Source organism: Mycobacterium ulcerans subsp. shinshuense, from assembly GCF_002355775.1.
In the GTDB taxonomy this organism is placed as follows: domain Bacteria; phylum Actinomycetota; class Actinomycetes; order Mycobacteriales; family Mycobacteriaceae; genus Mycobacterium; species Mycobacterium marinum.
In genome coordinates, this window is sequence record NZ_AP017624.1 from 1,417,981 (window position 1) to 1,436,447 (window position 18,467).

The 18,467-nt window shown below is 66.4% G+C and carries 14 protein-coding genes and 1 pseudogene; 8 read left to right on the forward strand and 7 right to left on the reverse strand.

What is annotated here, in order from left to right; genetic code table 11:
- Window positions 1-7 precede the first annotated feature (7 nt).
- From SHTP_RS06520 to SHTP_RS06535, 4 genes are all read left to right on the forward strand, one after another.
- Window positions 8-1,177, forward strand: coding sequence for an acyl-CoA dehydrogenase (locus SHTP_RS06520; protein ID WP_096370112.1), 1,170 nt, complete (start codon window positions 8-10; stop codon window positions 1,175-1,177).
- 193 nt (window positions 1,178-1,370) lie between these two features.
- Entirely contained in the window at window positions 1,371-2,609 is a 1,239-nt protein-coding gene (locus SHTP_RS06525; RefSeq protein WP_096370113.1) for a PP2C family protein-serine/threonine phosphatase, read from the forward strand.
- Window positions 2,606-4,228 (forward strand): sensor histidine kinase, encoded by a 1,623-nt coding sequence (locus SHTP_RS06530; protein ID WP_096370114.1) that lies wholly within the window; start codon window positions 2,606-2,608, stop codon window positions 4,226-4,228. Before SHTP_RS06525 ends, SHTP_RS06530 begins: the two co-directional genes overlap by 4 nt.
- The gene (locus SHTP_RS06535; protein WP_096370115.1) at window positions 4,225-4,665 is read left to right on the forward strand and encodes a response regulator; all 441 of its coding nucleotides are present in this window, start codon (window positions 4,225-4,227) and stop codon (window positions 4,663-4,665) included. Before SHTP_RS06530 ends, SHTP_RS06535 begins: the two co-directional genes overlap by 4 nt.
- 13 nt (window positions 4,666-4,678) lie before the next feature.
- On the opposite strand, the gene SHTP_RS06540 is transcribed toward SHTP_RS06535, so the two are convergent.
- From SHTP_RS06540 to SHTP_RS06550, 3 genes are all read right to left on the reverse strand, one after another.
- On the reverse strand, window positions 4,679-6,925 hold the full coding sequence (locus SHTP_RS06540) for a SulP family inorganic anion transporter (protein WP_012393139.1): 2,247 nt from the start codon (window positions 6,923-6,925) through the stop codon (window positions 4,679-4,681).
- A gap of 277 nt (window positions 6,926-7,202) precedes the next feature.
- Window positions 7,203-8,390, reverse strand: coding sequence for a CoA transferase (locus SHTP_RS06545; RefSeq protein ID WP_096370116.1), 1,188 nt, complete (start codon window positions 8,388-8,390; stop codon window positions 7,203-7,205).
- 176 nt (window positions 8,391-8,566) lie between these two features.
- Window positions 8,567-9,211: a TetR/AcrR family transcriptional regulator gene (locus SHTP_RS06550; RefSeq protein WP_231991304.1), complete on the reverse strand. Its 645-nt coding sequence runs from the start codon at window positions 9,209-9,211 to the stop codon at window positions 8,567-8,569.
- Window positions 9,212-9,295: 84 nt separating this feature from the next.
- Here SHTP_RS06550 and SHTP_RS06555 point away from each other — a divergent pair.
- Both SHTP_RS06555 and SHTP_RS06560 read left to right on the forward strand, forming a co-directional pair.
- Window positions 9,296-11,002: pseudogene (locus SHTP_RS06555) on the forward strand (CocE/NonD family hydrolase).
- A 78-nt stretch (window positions 11,003-11,080) separates the two neighbouring features.
- Window positions 11,081-11,782 (forward strand): cation diffusion facilitator family transporter, encoded by a 702-nt coding sequence (locus SHTP_RS06560; RefSeq protein ID WP_096370118.1) that lies wholly within the window; start codon window positions 11,081-11,083, stop codon window positions 11,780-11,782.
- Between the two features lie 43 nt (window positions 11,783-11,825).
- Here the strand turns inward: SHTP_RS06560 and ctpC are convergent, their stop codons facing one another.
- The 4 genes from ctpC to SHTP_RS06580 form a co-directional block, all read right to left on the reverse strand.
- A complete protein-coding gene (ctpC, locus tag SHTP_RS06565; RefSeq protein WP_096370119.1) occupies window positions 11,826-14,024 on the reverse strand; it encodes a manganese-exporting P-type ATPase CtpC in 2,199 nt (732 codons plus the stop codon).
- 9 nt (window positions 14,025-14,033) lie between these two features.
- A complete protein-coding gene (locus SHTP_RS06570) occupies window positions 14,034-14,312 on the reverse strand; it encodes a DUF1490 family protein (RefSeq protein ID WP_096370120.1) in 279 nt (92 codons plus the stop codon).
- A gap of 115 nt (window positions 14,313-14,427) precedes the next feature.
- Window positions 14,428-15,150: a TIGR03089 family protein gene (locus SHTP_RS06575; protein ID WP_197706230.1), complete on the reverse strand. Its 723-nt coding sequence runs from the start codon at window positions 15,148-15,150 to the stop codon at window positions 14,428-14,430.
- Window positions 15,138-16,595: an LCP family protein gene (locus SHTP_RS06580; RefSeq protein WP_096372353.1), complete on the reverse strand. Its 1,458-nt coding sequence runs from the start codon at window positions 16,593-16,595 to the stop codon at window positions 15,138-15,140. The genes SHTP_RS06575 and SHTP_RS06580 overlap by 13 nt, the downstream gene beginning before the upstream one ends.
- 67 nt (window positions 16,596-16,662) lie before the next feature.
- On the opposite strand from SHTP_RS06580, the gene rfbD reads away from it, so the two are divergent.
- Window positions 16,663-17,589 carry a dTDP-4-dehydrorhamnose reductase gene (rfbD, locus tag SHTP_RS06585; RefSeq protein ID WP_012393147.1) on the forward strand — a complete coding sequence of 309 codons (927 nt, stop codon included), beginning with the start codon at window positions 16,663-16,665 and terminating at the stop codon, window positions 17,587-17,589.
- Window positions 17,582-18,466, forward strand: coding sequence for a glycosyltransferase family 2 protein (locus SHTP_RS06590; RefSeq protein ID WP_096370121.1), 885 nt, complete (start codon window positions 17,582-17,584; stop codon window positions 18,464-18,466). Before rfbD ends, SHTP_RS06590 begins: the two co-directional genes overlap by 8 nt.
- Window position 18,467: the final 1 nt, after the last annotated feature.

Here is an 18,467-nt window from a genome sequence, read left to right on the forward strand (position 1 = left end):
TCGCAAGATGGCTGGTTGGGCCGGAAACCCGTCTTTTGATTTGTTCCAGCTTCCGGAGGAACACCAGGAGTTGCGGGCGGCGATACGCGCGCTGGCGGAAAAGGAGATCGCGCCGCACGCCGCGGACGTGGATGAGAATTCCCGGTTTCCGCAGGAGGCCCTTGATGTGCTCAACGCTTCCGGGTTCAATGCGTTGCACGTCCCCGAGGAGTACGGCGGCCAGGGGGCCGACTCGGTGGCGGCCTGCATCGTCATCGAGGAGGTCGCTCGCGTCGACGCCTCAGCCTCGTTGATCCCGGCGGTCAACAAGTTGGGCACCATGGGCCTGATCCTGCGCGGTTCCGACGATCTGAAGAAGCAGGTGTTGCCGTCGCTCGCCGATGGCGCCGCGATGGCCTCCTACGCGCTCAGCGAGCGCGAGGCCGGTTCGGACGCCGGAGCGATGCGCACCCGGGCCAAGGCCGACGGTGACGACTGGATTCTCAACGGCACCAAGTGCTGGATCACCAACGGCGGCAAGTCCTCCTGGTACACGGTGATGGCCGTGACCGACCCCGAAAAAGGTGCCAACGGGATATCGGCGTTCATGGTGCACAAGGACGACGAAGGCTTCGTCGTGGGCCCCAAGGAGCGCAAGCTGGGGATCAAGGGCTCACCGACCACGGAGTTGTACTTCGAGAACTGTCGGGTTCCCGGCGACCGGATGATCGGGGAGCCCGGCACCGGCTTCAAGACCGCCCTGGCGACGCTGGACCACACCCGCCCGACCATCGGTGCCCAAGCGGTGGGCATCGCTCAGGGCGCCCTGGATGCCGCAATCGCCTACACCAAGGACCGCAAGCAGTTTGGGAAGTCGATCAGCGATTTTCAGGCGGTGCAGTTCATGCTCGCCGACATGGCGATGAAGGTGGAGTCCGCGCGGCTGATGGTCTACTCCGCCGCCGCGCGCGCCGAGCGTGGCGAATCCAACCTCGGATTCATCTCCGCCGCGTCGAAGTGCCTGGCCTCCGACGTGGCGATGGAGGTCACCACCGACGCGGTGCAGCTGTTCGGTGGCGCCGGATACACGGTTGACTTCCCGGTCGAGCGGATGATGCGCGACGCCAAGATCACCCAGATCTACGAGGGCACCAACCAGATTCAGCGCGTCGTGATGTCGCGGGCATTGCTGCGCTGAGGTACCGAACCGCAGATTCGCTTCATCGCATCCGATCCGCCCGTACAGTCAAGGTCACGGCACCGCCAATCAATCGGGTGGGCAGGCAGGTGGCCGAAATAAGCTGGCGCGCCGAGTATCGTCGGCCTTCGTCTGACTCGAGCAAACGGGTTATCCGCGGCCAGGGGGTGTGAGGTAGAGGACGTGGTTACCTGTGCGCGTACCACATGAGCATGATCTGACTGCGGGGCTTGGTCCCAGCACCGGCCAGCGGGCTCAGTGGCAGATGTTGTCGCTGCTGCTGGTCGAGGACGATCGGGCCGACGCAATGCTGGTCGAGGAGCTGATCGCGGACGCGGCCGTCGACATCCAGGTGGTGTGGGCGCGCTCGATGGCTCACGCCGAGCGCGAATTGAGCGCGGCCCGGCCCGATTGCGTGCTGTTGGACCTCAACCTTCCCGACGCCAGCGGCATCGACGCGCTGGACCGCATCGCCAACCGCGATGCCACCGTCCCGGTGGTGGTGCTGACCGGGCTGAATGACGAGTACTTCGGCGCGACGGCGGTCGCCGCCGGTGCACAGGACTATCTGGTCAAGGGTCGCGTCGATCCGGAGATGCTGCGGCGCGCGATGCTGTACGCGATTGAGCGCAAACGTGCCGAGCTGATCGCCGCCGACCTGCACGCAACCCAGCTCCGAGCCCGCGAGAATGCGCTGCTGGAACGCGGCCTGCTGCCCTCGCCGCTGCTGCTCGACTCGCCGGGAGTCGACATCGTCGCCCGGTACCGGCCCAGCCGCGAAGACGCGTTGCTGTGCGGCGACTTCTATGACGTCGTGCAAACGGCCGACCGGGTGGTCCACGTGTTGATCGGTGACGTCGCGGGGCACGGCCCCAATGAGGCCGCGCTGGGCGCGGCGCTGCGCATCGCGTTTCGGGCCCTGACGCTGGCCGGCGTGCACGGCGGCGAGCTGATGCGCCAGCTCGACCGGGTGCTGCGCGCCGAACGCACCGGCGAGGGGATCTTTGCGACGGTGCTCAGCCTGGCCATTCCGCCCCAGCCCGCCGGCTCGGCCGACGGCGCTCACATCCAGGTGATCCGTGCCGGACATCCCGGGATGCTGCTGCACGGCGGTGGCACCGTGCACTGGCTCGAGCCGCCGGCCGGGCCGGCGCTGGGGCTGAATTTGGGCAACTGGTGCCAGCATGAGGTGGAGCTGCCGGTGGACCACGGGCTACTGCTGCTTACCGACGGGCTCTTCGAGGGGTATTCGGGGCACCGTCGGGAACGGCTGGGCGAGCATGGGCTGCTGTCGCTGGCCCGTTCACACGCTGGCTTGTCGGGTCCGGCGTTCGTCGACGCACTCATCGACGGTGCGCAGCAACGCGCTCAATCACTCGGCGGGCTCACCGACGACATAGCGGTGCTGCGAGTGGAACGCACGCCTGCATGACTCCGGAACCGCCCATCCGGCCCCGCACGCGGCGCCGTATCGCGCTCACGGTGCGGGGATGGCAAGCCCTGGTGCTGTCGATCATGGGCGTGATGGTGCTCGCCGGCACCGTCGCCGGCGCGGTCCTGCTCAATCGCACCGACGGTGTATCGCGGGAACTCAGCGACAACATCGAGCCCGCACGGGTCGCGGCTTTCCAGCTGCAGTCGGCCTTGCGCGAGCAGGAATCGGGGATCAGAGGCTATGTGATTTCCTCCGACAGCCAGTTCCTCAGCCCCTATTACGACGGCCGGCGCACCGAAGAGGCTGCGGCCCAAAATATCCGGCGACTACTGGGGCGCCGGGGTGACCTGCTTGCCGACCTGGACGCGATCGAGAAGGCGGCGCGCGCGTGGCGGGCCAGCTACGCCGAGCCGCTCATCGCACAGGTCAACTCGAATGCTCCGGTCATGCTCAACGGCGCGGCAACCGCGATCGGTAAGGCCCAGTTCGACCAGCTACGAACCCTTTTCGAGGACCAAAACCGGCATCTGGGTGCCGCCCGCGCGCAGGCCGCCGAGCGCCTGCAACGAATGGACGACTGGCGTGACCGGGTGCTGGCCGCAATGGTGCTGTTGTTCTTCGCGACGGCAGCGCTACTGGGAATCCTGACCAGGCGTGCGGTCACCATTCCGCTGGCCGCGCTGGCTGCGGCCTGCCGCCGGGTCACCGAAGGCAACTTCGGCGAACGCATCGTTGCGCCGCGCCGGCCCAGAGACATCCGGGGTATCGCGATCGACGTCGAGAACATGCGCCAGCGAATGGTCGAAGAGCTCGACACCTCACGTTGCGCCCGAGCTCAATTGGACGAACAGGCAGAGGAATTGCGACGGTCCAATGCCGAGCTCGAGCAGTTCGCCTACGTCGCGTCCCACGATCTGCAGGAGCCGCTGCGCAAGGTCGCCGCATTCTGCCAGTTACTGGAGCGGCGTTATGCGGATCAGCTCGACGAACGCGGCATCGAGTACATCGGCTTCGCGGTCGACGGCGCCAAACGCATGCAGGTCCTGATCAACGACCTGCTCAGTTTCTCCCGGGTCGGCCGGCTGGGTGCCACCAGCGTCGAGGTCGAACTCGGCGCGACCCTCGATGCTGCCGTGGCCAATCTCGGCGCGGCCATCGAGGAATCAGACGCCGAGATCGTGCGCCTCGAGCACGGCTTCCCACCGGTTGTTGGAGATCCGACCCTGCTGACGATGTTGTGGCAGAACCTGATTGGCAACGCGGTCAAATTCCGGCGCGAAGACCTGCCGCCCCGGGTGGTCATCGATTGCCAGCTCGGCTCGGGAGATCACCAGGGCCTGTGGCTGTTGAGCGTGTCGGACAACGGTATCGGCATTGCGCAGGAGTTCGCCGACAAGGTCTTCATCATCTTCCAGCGCCTGCATGGTCGCGATTCCTACGGCGGAACCGGTTTGGGCCTTGCGCTGTGCCGAAAGATCGTCGAGCACCACGGCGGCACGGTGTGGATTGACTCCTCGTACACCGATGGGACTCGCTTCCAGTTCACCTTGCCCGTCGCCGCGCCCGCGACCGCGGACCCAGAACACCTCGAACCTGCCGAAGGGATAGCCGAATGACAGCACCGGGTCGACCCATTGACATCCTGCTCATCGAAGACGATCCCGGGGATGAACTCATCACCCGGGAGGCGTTCGAGCACAACAAGGTCAACAACCGGCTGCACGTCGCCCACGATGGCGAGGAGGGGCTGGATTACCTTTATCAGCGGGGCAAGTACCAGCAGGCGCGCCGGCCCGATCTGATCCTGCTCGACTTGAACCTACCGAAGTACGACGGTCGGCAGTTGCTGGAGAAGATCAAGTCCGACTCCGAGCTTTGTCGTATCCCGGTGGTGGTACTGACCACGTCCTCGGCCGAGGCGGACATTCTGCGTAGCTACAACCTGCATGCGAACGCCTACGTCACCAAGCCGGTCGATCTCGACCAATTCATGACCGCCGTCCGGCAGATCGACGAGTTCTTTCTTCAGGTGGTTCGGCTTCCGCAAAGCTGAGTAGCGCCGCGGCTCAAGGTTTTCCGACAGGCTGGTTGGACGCCACGATCCCGAGTTGGTCGACCTCGTGTACGTGGACGGTCGAGAAATCGAAGAACATACCGACGATCTGTATCGCACCGGAGGCTATCGCGGGAGCCAAGACCTGGTTGTGCGCAAGCCTTTCCAGCTGAACCGCCACATTGACCACAGCTAGCTGGTCGAGTTCGCCGAACCCGACGGACGCCGCGCTCGCCCGTGCCGGATGACCGTCTCGGAACGCGGCCAAACTATCGTGTGCGTGTTCAAGCCAGTGGTTCATCGGGCGGTCGACGTCACTCGCGCCGTTGTCCAGCAACGCCTGCATTGACCGGCACGACGAGTGTCCGCATACGACAACCGAACTCACACCGAGTTGGTTGACCGCGAAGTCCAGGGCGGCATCCACCGAGCGTTCGGTTGGATCGATCGGTACCAGGTTGCCGACGTTGCGGACGATATACAGGTCGCCCGGTTTGCTGGCCGTGATGACGTCGGGCAGGATCCGGGAGTCGGCGCAGGTGAGAAAGACCGTGTCCGGGTTGGCCGGATCCATCAGTTCCCGCACATGGTGGTGCAGCGTGCCGATGCCGTTGCGATGGTATTCCTCGACACCGTGCCGAATCGAGGGTTCGGCATCGGGATGGCTGTCGCGCCTCGATGTCCAGGGTTCCCGCAGCGCTCGAGACATGAAGTGGCGTTTCGGCGGACTGGTGTGCGCGCTGACCAGGTTGGCCGGCGACGTCTCGATGATGGTGACTTCGCCGCCGGTTGCTTCGTGAGCGGTCTTCCAGTCGGAAATGGCTTCGGAGACGGAGTGGTCGATGTAGTCGGCATTCAGGTTCAGCGTGATGTCGCTGCCCTCTGGCAGCTCGGAGAGCACGTTGGTCAGCCGCGGCAAGAGCAGGAAACTCAACGTGCCATCGATGTCGACCCGCCAGCGCTTCGCCTCTTCGCTCACCAGCCTGGCCTCGATCGGGGCGCGGATGACCCTGATCAACAAGAAGGCAATCGCAACACCGAGTCCAATGACCACGCCCTCGAGCAGGTTGAGGAATATGACGCCCAGGATGGTGATGACGTAGATCGCAAAATTGCCGGTCCGCCACGCAATCTGGATGTGTGCCAGCTGGATGAGCTGGGCGCCGACCACAATCAGGAGCCCGGCGAGCGCCGCTTTGGGGATGAGTTCCACCAGGCCGGTGAACAGCGAGGCGAACAGCAAGATCCACACCCCGTGCAGCACCGCTGAGGTGCGGGTGCGGGCTCCGGCTGCCACATTGGCCGAACTGCGCACGATGACGCCGGTGACGGGAAGACCGCCGAGCAGCCCGGAGAGGACGTTGGCGCTGCCCTGCCCGAGCATTTCTCTGTTGAAGTTGGTCCGCGGGCCATGGTGCAACTTGTCCACACCGACCGCGCACAGCAGCGATTCGACGCTGGCGATCAGGGCGATGGTCAACACGCCGACGGCGATGATGCTGATGTCATTGCTCCAGGGCTGACCGTCGGGGGTCAGCTCGGGCAGCCGGGGCAGCGAGATGGCCTCGAAGAAGTTGCCCGAAAGGTTGATGCGCTCCACATCTAGATTCACCATCAGCGACAGTGCGGTGGCTCCGGCGATGGCCACCAGGGGGCCCGGAACCATCCGCACCATGGCGGGCAACCGTGACCACACCAACAATATTGCGATCACCGTTCCGCCGACGATCACTTCGTGTAGCTCGTGATGAAGGATGCCGTTGGGCAACGCCGCAATGTTGCGCCACGCCGAGCTGTGCGCCGAGCCGCCCATCAGGACATGGATCTGTTGCAGCACGATGGTCACGCCGATGCCGGCCAGCATGGCGTGCACCACCACCGGTGCAATGGCCAGCGCGGCGCGTGCCATCCGGCTCAGCCCGAAGATGATCTGCAGGACGCCCGCGCCGAGGGTCATCAGGCACAACATCTGCCAACCGACCTGTTCGATCAATCCGGCGACCACCACGGTGAGGCCGGCGGCCGGGCCGCTCACCTGAACCGACGACCCGCCGAGCAGTCCGGCGACAATGCCACCCACCACCGCGGCAATCAAACCGGCCATCAACGGAGCACCGGAGGCAATGGCGATCCCCAGCGACAGGGGCAGCGCTACCAGGAAGACGACGAGCGACGCGGGGAAGTCATGGCGCAAGTTGGCCCGCATCCACTGGGATCGAGATTCGGGTGCCTCGGCGGAGTTCTTGACTGCGGTGCTCATTTGTTGACTCCTCAAAGCCGGTCAAAGAGGCCATCCCGGGCGGGCCGGCAATCGAGACCTGACACCCCTTCGACACCGGCTGGAATGTGGTCTGTCAAATCAAGTGTCCGCCGAGCGTCGTAGGTGCGTGTGAGGCAGTTCATATTTGTGCGCAGCAAATCTATGAGTCGGCAGGTTTTATATCCAAAATCCTCCACGCTTCACCGGCCCGTGCGGCAAACCCCCGCACTGATTCATTGACAACTCACAAGAAAGTTTCCGGTGCTGACCGCGAAAATTAGGATTCGCCCAGAAGTGTTTCGTTGTGCTCGCCGGTGGCCGGCGGGGGATCGGCGAGCACCGCGCTAAAGCTCGAGTAGCGCGCGGGCGTCCGGATCACCGTGACGGCGTCATCGCCACTGCCGACCTGCAATGCCAGCTCGTTCTCGGCGAACAACGGCGTTGTGACGACCTGTTTCCAGGTGTAGGCCAGGCAGGCCATCAACCCGCCTTCGTGCAGCAGTTCGACCCATTGCGCGGCGGTCTTGGCGGCCAGGGCCGATTCCAGTTCTTCGGTCAATTCCGCGTAGTTGATCGCCCGCGCGCGTTGGTCGATGAAGCGCTCGTCGTCGAGGAGATCGGGCTGGCCGATGATCTCGCACAGCCGCTGCCAGTGCTTGGGCACGTAGGCGCTGATCAGCAGGTAGCCGTCGGCGGCGCGGAAGGCATCCGATGGCTGGGTCGCAAAGGCAACCCGTTTGCGGCGCGCGCCCGCGGGTGTCTGCTCGGGCCTTTTCGGCGCGTCCGAACTGGGACGATTGAGGTGCATGGTGAGCTGGTTGGCCTGCAGCCCCACCGCGACGTCGTACATCGCCACCCGGACGGTGTCGGCCACCCCGTGCCGCTCGCGGTTGAGCAGCGCGGCCAGGACCGCCTGGGCCAGCACATGCCCGCTGGCATTATCGACCAACTGAAACGGGATGATCTGTGGCTTGCCGTCGGGGGTGGGCATTCCGGTGGTCATTCCCGCCTCGGCGGCGATCATCAGATCGACGCCCGGTCGAGTGCCGTGCGGACCGTTGCTGCCGAATGCCGACAACCGGGCATAGATCAGTTTGGGGTTGCGGGCGCGCAGGTCCTCGGGGCCAAGGCCCATTCGCTCCATCACGCCGGGCCGAAACCCCTCCAGCACCACGTCGGCGGTGTCGGCGAGCCGCAGGATCTGCCGGCGAGCCGTGTCGGTGGACAGATCCACCGACACCGACTTCTTGCCCCTGTTGTTCGGTAGGAAATAGGTCGCTAGCGGCGGGCGGTGCGGCAGCACGGCGGTGATGTGCCGCGCCGCCTCACCGCCGGGGGCCTCAACCTTGATCACCTCGGCGCCCAGGTCGGCCAGGACCTGTCCGGCCAGCGGCCCGGCAACGTTCTGGGTGAAATCGAGCACCCGAAACCCATCGAGTGGTTTGGCGGGGTTGCCCTCGGGCATCGGCAAATCCTTCCCTGCGGCGCGTGTCACCAGGCGACCGGCTCGGCGCGCTCGGTTGGACGAGTCGCGACATCGTGACGTTCGCCCCGAAAACTCAAGCTGTCAAGTGGGACATCAAGATCGGCCACTGCTCAGCCCGGTTGACGAGCCGCCGGGGCGGCGCGGCACGACGTGGCTCACCCGCTGCCCTCCGGATCGCGCAGGATGGCGTTTTGCAAGGTGGTGGTGAGCCAGGCTTCAAAGCGCTGCAAGGTGAACCCGCCGTGGGTAACCATGATCTCGTGGCTGGCTGGACTGGTGATGGCCCAGGCGGTATCCACCGCGTCTTGACGGGGCAATCGCAGGGCGTCGTCGGGAATGGTCACCAGCAGTGCCCGCATCGTTTCCCGGCGCAGCATCTGGATCTGATGCCACTCCGCTGCGATGGCGCTGTCGACGCCGGATCCGTCGCGGTAGGCGCGCCACGCTATCGCCGAGCGCCGTGCCGCGTCGCAGACCAACGCCGAAACCTGGGCCAGGGTCCCGGCGGGGCTATCGGGTTGAAGTTGAGCGGCAAAGTGCTGTCCCGATGGCGCGGCGTCGGGGGCGAGGGTGCTCTCGAGATAGCCGCGGAGCAGCGCGCGTTTGCTGCCCCAGGCGAGGTAGAGCGTTTGCACGGTCACCCCGGCTCCCTCGGCGATCCGGCTGACCGTCGAGGCGACGTATCCGACACGAGCGAATTCTTCGGCGGCGGCCGTGAGCAGCAGGTGACGGGTCTGCGCGCGCGACGCGGCCCCCGCTTCGCGTACCCGGGTTTTATTTCGCTGCCGCTTTCTTTCCATCGAAGTCAGCATACTTCAGCGTGCTAGATTGTAACTCAATCAGGATTGAGTGCCACTCAAGTATGTGCGTGAACAGGAGTTATCGTGCCGACGCGAAATCCAATCTACGACCGTCCATGGCGGCGGGCCGGGGTTGTCCGCTACGCGGCGGCTCGGGTACGGGCAATCCTGCGGCCGCCGGTGAGGGTGTCGGCGGCGCCGTCGGACCTGGTGGTGGACCGCGACGTTTCGGTTCGGATGCGCGATGGCGTGGTGCTGCGGGTCAACGTATACCGGCCCCCCGGTTCGGGGCCGTTTCCCGTCATCCTGGCGGCCCATCCCTACGGCAAGGACCGGCTGCCCAAGCGCAGATGGTGGGGCTGGGGCATCAATCCGCAGTTCAGGATCCTGCGCCAGCCCGGCCAGGTGGAGATCTCGAGCGAGACCAGCTGGGAGGCGCCCGATCCGGTCTGGTGGCTGGCCCATGGCTATGCCGTTGTCAACGCCGACATCCGCGGCGCCGGGACATCCGATGGCGCCGGGGCGTTGATGTCCGACCAATAAGCCGAGGACGTCTACGACCTGATCGAGTGGGCCGGCGCCGCGCCTTGGTCCAGTGGCGGCGTCGGCATGGCGGGCGTGTCCTACCTGGCGATGGCACAGTTCAAGGCCGCCGCGTTAAGACCGCCGAGCCTCAAGGCGATTTGCCCCTGGGAGGGGTTCACCGATGCGTACCGGGACATGTTCAACCCCGGGGGAGTGGCGGAAAAGGGCTTCTCGCGAGTCTGGCAGACCGGCACCAAGCATGTGATGCGGGTGACCGAGGACATCGGCGCGCAGCGCCGGGTGCACCCGCTGCGTGATCAGTGGTGGCAGTCCCTGGTACCCGACCTCGGCCGGATCGAGGTCCCGATGCTGGTCTGCGCCAGCTTTTCGGATAACAACCTGCATGGGCGCGGTTCTTTTCGGGCATTCGAAAAGGTCGGTGCCGAAGACAAGTTCGCCTACACCCACCGGGGCGGCAAGTGGACGACCTTCTACAGCCCCGAGGCCCGCCAGGCCCAGCTCGCCTTCTTCGACCGCTATCTCAAACACCTTGATGTGCCCAAACCGCCCCGGGTTCGGCTCGAGGTGCGCGAGCGGGGCGACGTCATCGCGGAGACTCGCGCCGAGCGGCAATGGCCACTGGAAAACACCGACTGGCGCGACCTCTACCTGGCCGACGACGGTGTGTTGGACCATGAGCCCTCGGCAGCCGAGGGATCGGTCACCTTCCACACTCGCAGGCGCGCAGCGGCATTCACCCTTCCCGTGGTGGCAGATCTCGAGCTCACCGGTCCGATGAGTTTGGCGCTGTGGGTGTCAGTCGAGGGCGCCGACGATGTCGCGTTGTTTGCCGGCGTTGAGAAATGGGTTGGCAACAAATGGGTTTCGTTTGAAGGGTCCTACGGTTACGGCCGGGACCGGATCACCACCGGGTGGCAACGCGTATCGCTGCGAGAACTCGATGTCGAGCAGTCGACGCCGTACGAGCCGGTGCACACTTTCGCACACTCCCAGCCGCTGTCGCCGGGTGAGGTTGTTCCCGTCGAACTCGCATTGGGCCCATCAGCAACCGCCTTTCACCACGGCGATCGCATCCGGCTGGTCATCGCCGGTCGCCAGCTTGCCCCGCGCAATCCGCTCTACGGAAGTTTTCCCGCCCTGTACGCGCCCAGCCCGCCGGCGCGCTGCACCCTGCACTGGGGAGTGGACCGGCCGGCACGGTTGCGGGTGCCGGTCACCAGCTTCGGCGACAACGCCCCAGCCTGAGAATTACTACCGCCCAGCTCAACCGCGCCGCGCGCCAACCTGTCCGAGGGTCACAGAACCTTGACCTACCATCGCCTGATGAACACTTCCAGTTCGGTCGGCAAGGTAGGTGACTTGGCCGGCGACGCCTGCTGCGATGTGTCCACAACAGCTGCGCATACCGGGCACTCCGGCGATGCGGCCTGGCAACAGGGCGTTCGATGGGCGCGCCGACTGGCCTGGATCAGCTTGGCCGTATTGGTCACCGAGGGTGCTGTCGGGGTGCGGGAGGGCGTTGCCGTCGGGTCCGTCGCATTGACCGGATGGGCCCTCGGTGGCGCATCCGAAGGGCTGGCCAGCGCAATGGTGTTGTGGCGGTTCACCGGTTCCCGCACGTTGTCGGAGACCGCCGAGCGCCGCGCCCAACGTGGCGTCGCCGTGTCTTTCTGGTTGGTTGCGCCGCTGGTTGCCGCGGAATCCATTCGCCACCTCACCGACAAGCACGAGGTTGGCACCTCGGTGATCGGAATCGGGTTGACGGTCTTCGCTTTGGTCGTCATGCCCATCCTCGGCCGGGCCAATCACAAGCTGGGTGTGCTCTTGCAGTCCGGGGCCACCGAAGGTGAAGGCACCCAGAATTATCTGTGCGCGGGCCAAGCCGCCGGGGTGTTGCTTGGGCTTGCGATCACCGCGGCCTGGCCCGGCGGTTGGTGGATCGACCCGGTGATCGGGCTCGTCATCGCCGGCATAGCCGTCTGGCAGGGTGTCAGAGCCTGGCGCGGCCAGGACTGCGGCTGCTGAGTAAGGCCTCGCCGATCCGAGGCCCTACTCGAGCATCGAGGCCTCACTCCAGGCGGTACCGGATCAGCCGGGAGCTGTTGGCTACCACCGCCACTGAGGACGCGTTGTGCAGGATCGCGGCCAGCACCGGTGAGAGCGCACCGCCCGCACCGATCAGCAGACCGGCGGCATTGACGGCGATCGACATACCGTAGTTCTGCCGGATCACGTCGACTGCCCGCCCACCGAGATCGCGGACGTCGAGCAGCCGATGCAGATCGTCGTTGGCCAGCGCCACATCGGCGGTCTCCACGGCGACGTCGGTTCCGGCCAGGCCCATCGCGATTCCGATATCGGCGGCGGCCAATGCCGGGGCATCGTTGATGCCGTCACCGACCATGCCGACCACGTAGCCCTCGTCCTGCAGGTCCCGCACCACTTCGAGCTTGTCCTCGGGCATCACCTCGGCGCGCCATTCGTCGATCCCCAGCTCTTCGGCGACGACTTTGGCGATGTCGGGGTGATCCCCGGTGAGCATGACGATCCGGCGAACTCCGTTGTCCCGCAACTTGGTCAGCACTTCGGCGGCCTCGGGCCGCACTTCGTCGCGCAGGCTGATCAGCCCGACCAGCGTGCCGTCCACGGCGAGCAGCAGCGGTGTTTCGGCCTGTTGTCGCAGCTTGCCGACCCATTCCGATGCCTTCTTGGATACCTTGACCTGCTCCGACTCGAGCAGCGATGGGCTGCCGAGCAGCAGGGTCCGGCCGTCGGCCCAGGTTCGCATGCCCAGACCCACCAGGACCTCGCACTCCTCGTGCGGCGGGATGCTGATGCGGCGTTCCTCGGTCGAACGGATCACCGCCTCGGCCAGTGGGTGACGGGAGTGGATTTCCGAGCTGGCGGCGTAGGCCAGAACCTGCTCGGGCTCCCAATCCTTGTGCATCGCAATAATGTTGGTGACCACCGGACGTCCCACGGTGAGCGTTCCGGTCTTGTCGAACACGATTGCGTCGACCCGGCCGGCCTGCTCGAGGTGCGATCCGTCCTTGATCAGGATGCCGCGCCGGGCGCCGTTGCCGATGGCGGCGCTGATCGCGGTCGGGGTGGACAGGCCTACCGCGCATGGGCACGCGATCAACAGCATCGTCATCGCGCGCCGGACATCCCCGGTGACCAACAAGGTGATGGCTGAGACGATGAACGAGGTGGGCACGAAGCGGCGAGAGAAGTTCTCGCCCACCGTTTGAATCGGTGCCCGGTCGTTCTGGGCTTCTTCGACTCTGGTGATGATCCGCCCGATCGTGGTCTGGTTGCCGACCGCCTGCGCACGCACCACCAGGCGCCCGCGTACCACGACGGATCCGGCGTGCACGGTCGCGCCGGCCACGACGCTGACCGGCAGGTTTTCCCCGGTGATCGCCGACTGGTTGACGATGGCCTCACCGTCGACCACTTCACCGTCGACCGGGATGGCAACGTGATCGTGTACGACGACCTCGTCGCCGATCTGCACACTGTCGATCGGTACCTGGACCTCGGTTCCTGCTTCGGGGCCGTCGGTCAGCCGGATCCAGGCGGTGTCCTGGTTGCCGCGCAGTAGCTCCGAGATGGCGCGCCGGGTCCGGCGCAGGGTCAGATCCTGCAGGTACTCACCGATATTGAGCAGCCACAGCACGGTGAGCGCGACGACGTTTTCCCGCAGGATGAGGCTGGCGATCGTGGCCGCCGAGACCAGCGCGTCGGTGCCGGCCTTGCCGGAGCGCAAGGAGCGCAGGGCGCCGCGCAGGAAGGGATAGCCGGTGAAGATGGTGACACCGGTGGCCACCATCCTCCCGCTCGGCCCCAGCAGTGGTGGGCGCGCGAACACATACCGGCGAACGCCCAGCAGGGCCAGTGCCGCTCCACCGATCACCATGCGCAGCACATCGGTGTTGCGGATCTCGGTCGAGTGGGGTGCGCGCGCCGGGATCAGTTCGGCGGCAACGTGCTTGGCGCCGCCGATCGCTTCCAGTACCGCGGCGCGATCACAACGTCGCGGTGAGTACCACACCACGACCGACCCGGTGCGCGGGTAGGCGTGGACGACCCGTACCCCGTCCTGCTTGGCGACGGCCTCTTCGACGGCTACCGCGCGCCGGGAATTGCCGCGTACCCAGTCCGCCCGGACGCGCATGCGTCCGGCCGCGTCGGAAAGTACGACCAGGTCGGTGGTGTCGTCACCGTCCGCACCTGCTGGGACCTCTTTAACGATCGCTAGGGTCATGTCGCCGGATCAGTGGTCGTGGTCGTGCGCGCCGACGGCGGGGGTGGGCGCCTCTTCGCCAATGCGTTCGCGGGCCTCGGACATCACGTCGGAAATCTTGAGCCGGGCCGACTCCGCGGCCTCTTCGGCCTTGCGGGTTCCGCGCAAGCTCAGCTCCGCTGCCGACACCGCGGTCTGGCGCAGTGGTGCCTTCTTCGCGGCCTTGCGGACCACGCCATAGGCTGCCGCCCCGACCACACCGTGGACCACGAGTGTGCCTAGCTTCGCGAACAATCCGTACGCCACCATTACCTGAACCTACCTTCCGTCGTGTTCTCGCCTTGGGCCCTCGACGCTAACATCTAAATATCGCGATATCAACATGTATTGGGCGTGCCGAGTGCGGCGCTGATCACGCGCCGGATCACAAGACGCGCGACACCTTTTCCATCTCGATCCGGCGCTGCATGGCCGCCGGATCGGGGTTGGCTACCTGCACCAACGACGCGCCCACGGACAGAATTGCCAGCAGGTGATCCACCAACTCACCGGGGCTGGTCCAGGTACCGGTGGACAGCACCCGGTCGGCCGCCGTCAGGTGCCGCGCCGCCGCCGACTCGGCGCACTCTCGCAGCACTTGTTCGACCGATCGGCCGGCCAGCGCCGGTCCGGGCAGCCGTTCGGGACTGATCTGGTCGCCGTGCACCCGCACCGAGGTCGCGTAGTCGGTGACGCCCACCGGTAGGTCGGGAGCGGGGCGGCCGAACGGGTCCAGTGACAGCACCGCCACCTCGCCGGCCGCGTCCTGCACGGCACTGTCGGCTTCATCGAGGCGCCCCGCGGTGCACAGCGCGACGTCGGCCGCACCGTCGAACACCACTTCGGCCCCGATCCACCACACCCCGAACAGCACCGCAGCGGTCTGCCAATGGGCCGGCAGCAGAATCGCGACCCGGCTTTGCGGCCCGGCGGCCAGTTCGTCGCGCAGCAGGTTGGCGGTCTTGGCGGCCCAGTTGGCCAGTGTCACCGCCGACAGTTCGATGCGCTCGCCGGTGGCATCGTCGTAATAGGTGATTCGGGGGCCGACGGGATCGGCCCGCAGCATCGGGTCGAGGATCGCCGCGCTGAGCGTGCTCAGTTGATGCACTCCGGCTGATCTGATCCGGCGGTCAGGATCGGCGACGGCGGGGGAGCGGTGTCGGAGTACCCGGGGTTGGACGCATGCGCGGGAGCCATCGCGCCGCCCAGCCCGGAGCCCGGGCCGCTGTAGTCGTTGGACAGCACCACCCGAACGGATCCACTCGGTATCGACGTGTCGGCGACCACCGGTAGGCCGCCCAGTTCCTTGGCGACCTGCTGTGCTCCCAGATCGTCGGTGGTGGCGGCGCGAACCTGGCTGAGCTTGACATGGCCGGCCTCGTTGTTGCCGACCGAACCGGTGGTAAACCCTTTTGCGCTCAACACGTCTGACACCGCTGCCGCCAGTCCGTTGATGTCGGTGTCGTTGACCACGTCGGCGGTGGTCTTGGCGGGCGCGTACGCGAGTTCCGCGGTCTTGCCTTCGTTCTGCTCGTTGAGCAGGCTGCCGACCCAGTCGGCAACCTGGTGCGGGTCGACGCCGACCACGCTTTGCATGCCGTCGTCACTCCAGCCGGACCCGTCGAGCACCGGGATGGTGGCGAAGGCGACGTTGCCGCCGGTCAGCTGTTGTAGCTGTTGGACGAAGTCAATGATGTTCCAGCCGGAAGACAGCACCACCGAGCGCTGCACGGCCTGCTCCAGGCGCCGCACCGTCGTCGGGCTGGACAGTGTCTTGCCGGAGATGACGCGGTGGGCCAGTGAGGCCATCACCGCTTGCTGACGCACCACCCGGTCCAGGTCGCCTCGGGGCAGCTCGTGGCGCTGACGCACGAAGGCCAGTGCCTGCGGACCGGTGAGTTTCTGTCGCCCGGCCGGAAAATCCGCTCCCGAAAGCGGTTCGTAGACGGGCCCGTTGAGGCAGACATCGACGCCACCGAGCGCATCGGTGATCAACGCGAAACCCAGCAGGCCGATCTCGGCGTAGTGATCGACGGTGACACCGGTGAGGTCGGCAACGGTCTTGATCAGCGCCTCACGCCCGGCCTCGGTACCCGCGGCCGCGGCTTCCGCCGCCGACGCGCCGGCCTGGACCAGGCCGGCCCGCTTGGTCTCCCTGGTCTGGCCATAGACGCCGTTGATCTTGGTCTTGCCCAGGCCGGGGGCCTGGACATAGGAATCGCGCGGGATCGATATCGCGGTGGCCGACCTCCCGTTGTTGGGGATCCGGACCAGGATGATCGTGTCGGTGTTGGTGGCTTCCTCGTCGCCGGCCCGCAGGGTCGCCAATTCCTCGGGCGTCAGCGGGTTGCCGTGGGCATCGGTACGGCTGTCGAGGCCGACCAACAGAATGTCGATCGCTCCGTCGTCGGCGCCGTGTCCCAGCGAGGGTGCGGACATGTGGAAGATGCCGCCTTCGAAGGACCGGACGTTGGTCCACGCCAAACCGGTGCCCAGGACGACCACGACGGCCAATGCGGTAGCGACCGCACGAACCACACGTTGCACAGGCATCACTGTAGGTTATTTGTGTAACAGCCGCTTTCCTGTTAGCCCGCTCCGGCGTGCCAGACTCGAACGCATGGTTGGCAGGTCGGAGAGGCTGGTTATCACCGGCGCAGCGGGGCAGCTCGGCGGTGTTTTGGCTGCCCAGGCGGTGCGTGCGGGCCGTGATGTGTTGGCAAAAACGTCATCGGAATGGGACATCACCGACGCCGCGGCCACCGAGGAGATCATCGGAACCGGTGATGTCGTGATCAACTGCGCGGCCTACACCGACGTCGACAGCGCGGAAAGTGACGAGGCTCGCGCCTACGCCGTCAACGCCACCGGCCCGGAAAATCTCGCCAAGGCCTGTGCGCGCGCCGGTGCGGCGTTGATTCACGTCTCCACCGACTACGTATTCGATGGTGATCACGCTGATCTGCCCGACGGGGCGCAGCCGCAACCCTACGAGCCCGGCGACAAAACGGCGCCACAGGGCGTGTACGCGCGCAGCAAGTTCGCCGGTGAGCGGGCGGTGCTGGCGGCCCTGCCCGATGCCGTCGTGGTGCGGTCGGCCTGGGTCTATACCGGCGGGACGGGCAGCGATTTCGTCGCCATCATGCGCCGACTGGCCGCTGGAGAGGGCCCGGTGGATGTGGTGGACGACCAAACCGGGTCACCGACCTATGTCGCTGACTTGGCGGCCGCGCTGCTGGAGGTGGCCGATGCCGGCGTGCGCGGGCGCCTGCTGCACGCCGCCAACGGGGGCGCGGTCTCGCGGTTCGGGTTGGCCCGCGCGGTGTTCGAGGAATGCGGCACCGATCCGCAGCGGGTGCGCCCGGTCAGCACCGCACAGTTCCCCCGGCCGGCGGTGCGGCCGGGCTACTCCGCGCTGGGCGGGCGGCAGTGGGCCGCAGCAGGCCTGACTCCGCTGCGTCCGTGGCGCAGTGCCCTGGTCGCCGCGTTGGCCGCGGCTTCGGACCGGGCGTTGGCCGGTCGACCGGTACCCTCGACGAGTGACTGACGTCCTGCCGGTCGTGGCGGTGACCTACTCGCCGGGCCCCCACTTGGAGCGCTTCTTGGCGTCTTTGTCGCTGGCCACCGACCGTCCGGTGAGTGTGCTGCTGGCCGACAACGGCTCCACCGACGGAACACCTCAGGCGGCCGTCGAGCGCTACCCCAACGTGCGGATCTTCGACACCGGGGCCAACCTCGGGTACGGCACCGCGGTGAACCGGGCCGTCGCCCAGCTCACCGAACAACCGGAGCCAGACGACTGGCTGATCGTGGCCAACCCGGACGTGCAGTGGGGTCCGGGCAGCATCGACGCGCTGCTCGAGGCCGTCGAGCGCTGGCCCCAGGCCGGGGCGTTGGGCCCGCTGATCCGCGATCCCGATGGATCGGTGTACCCCTCGGCGCGCCATCTGCCCAGCCTGGTCCGCGGCGGTATGCACGCGGTGCTCGGGCCGGTATGGCCCCGCAATCCCTGGACCAAGGCCTATCGCCAGGAACACCTCGAGCCCAGCGAACGGCCGGTGGGCTGGCTATCGGGTTCGTGCCTGTTGGTGCGCCGCTCCGCGTTCAGCCAGATCGGCGGTTTCGACGAGCGCTACTTCATGTATATGGAAGACGCGGACCTCGGCGACCGGCTGGGCCAGGCCGGCTGGCTCAGCGTCTATGTGCCGTCGGCGGAAGTGCTGCACCACAAAGGCCACTCCACCGGACGCGATCCGGCCAATCACCTGGCGGCACACCACCGAAGCACCTACATTTTCCTGGCGGATCGCTATGCCGGCTGGTGGCGGGCCCCATTGCGCTGGACTTTGCGGGGATCGCTGGCGGTACGCTCCCGTCTGATGGTGCGCAGTTCGCGCCGAAAGCTGGTAGAAGGGCGGCACTGAC

Bases quoted from the DNA above. Each gene is read 5' to 3' on its own strand.
- SHTP_RS06520 (WP_096370112.1), top strand. From the start codon at position 8: ATGGCTGGTTGGGCCGGAAACCCGTCTTTTGATTTGTTCCAGCTTCCG.
- SHTP_RS06530 (WP_096370114.1), top strand. From the start codon at position 2,606: ATGACTCCGGAACCGCCCATCCGGCCCCGCACGCGGCGCCGTATCGCG.
- SHTP_RS06535 (WP_096370115.1), top strand. From the start codon at position 4,225: ATGACAGCACCGGGTCGACCCATTGACATCCTGCTCATCGAAGACGAT.
- SHTP_RS06540 (WP_012393139.1), bottom strand. From the start codon at position 6,925: ATGAGCACCGCAGTCAAGAACTCCGCCGAGGCACCCGAATCTCGATCC.
- SHTP_RS06545 (WP_096370116.1), bottom strand. From the start codon at position 8,390: ATGCCCGAGGGCAACCCCGCCAAACCACTCGATGGGTTTCGGGTGCTC.
- SHTP_RS06550 (WP_231991304.1), bottom strand. From the start codon at position 9,211: ATGGAAAGAAAGCGGCAGCGAAATAAAACCCGGGTACGCGAAGCGGGG.
- SHTP_RS06560 (WP_096370118.1), top strand. From the start codon at position 11,081: ATGAACACTTCCAGTTCGGTCGGCAAGGTAGGTGACTTGGCCGGCGAC.
- ctpC (WP_096370119.1), bottom strand. From the start codon at position 14,024: ATGACCCTAGCGATCGTTAAAGAGGTCCCAGCAGGTGCGGACGGTGAC.
- SHTP_RS06570 (WP_096370120.1), bottom strand. From the start codon at position 14,312: ATGGTGGCGTACGGATTGTTCGCGAAGCTAGGCACACTCGTGGTCCAC.
- SHTP_RS06580 (WP_096372353.1), bottom strand. From the start codon at position 16,595: ATGCCTGTGCAACGTGTGGTTCGTGCGGTCGCTACCGCATTGGCCGTC.
- rfbD (WP_012393147.1), top strand. From the start codon at position 16,663: ATGGTTGGCAGGTCGGAGAGGCTGGTTATCACCGGCGCAGCGGGGCAG.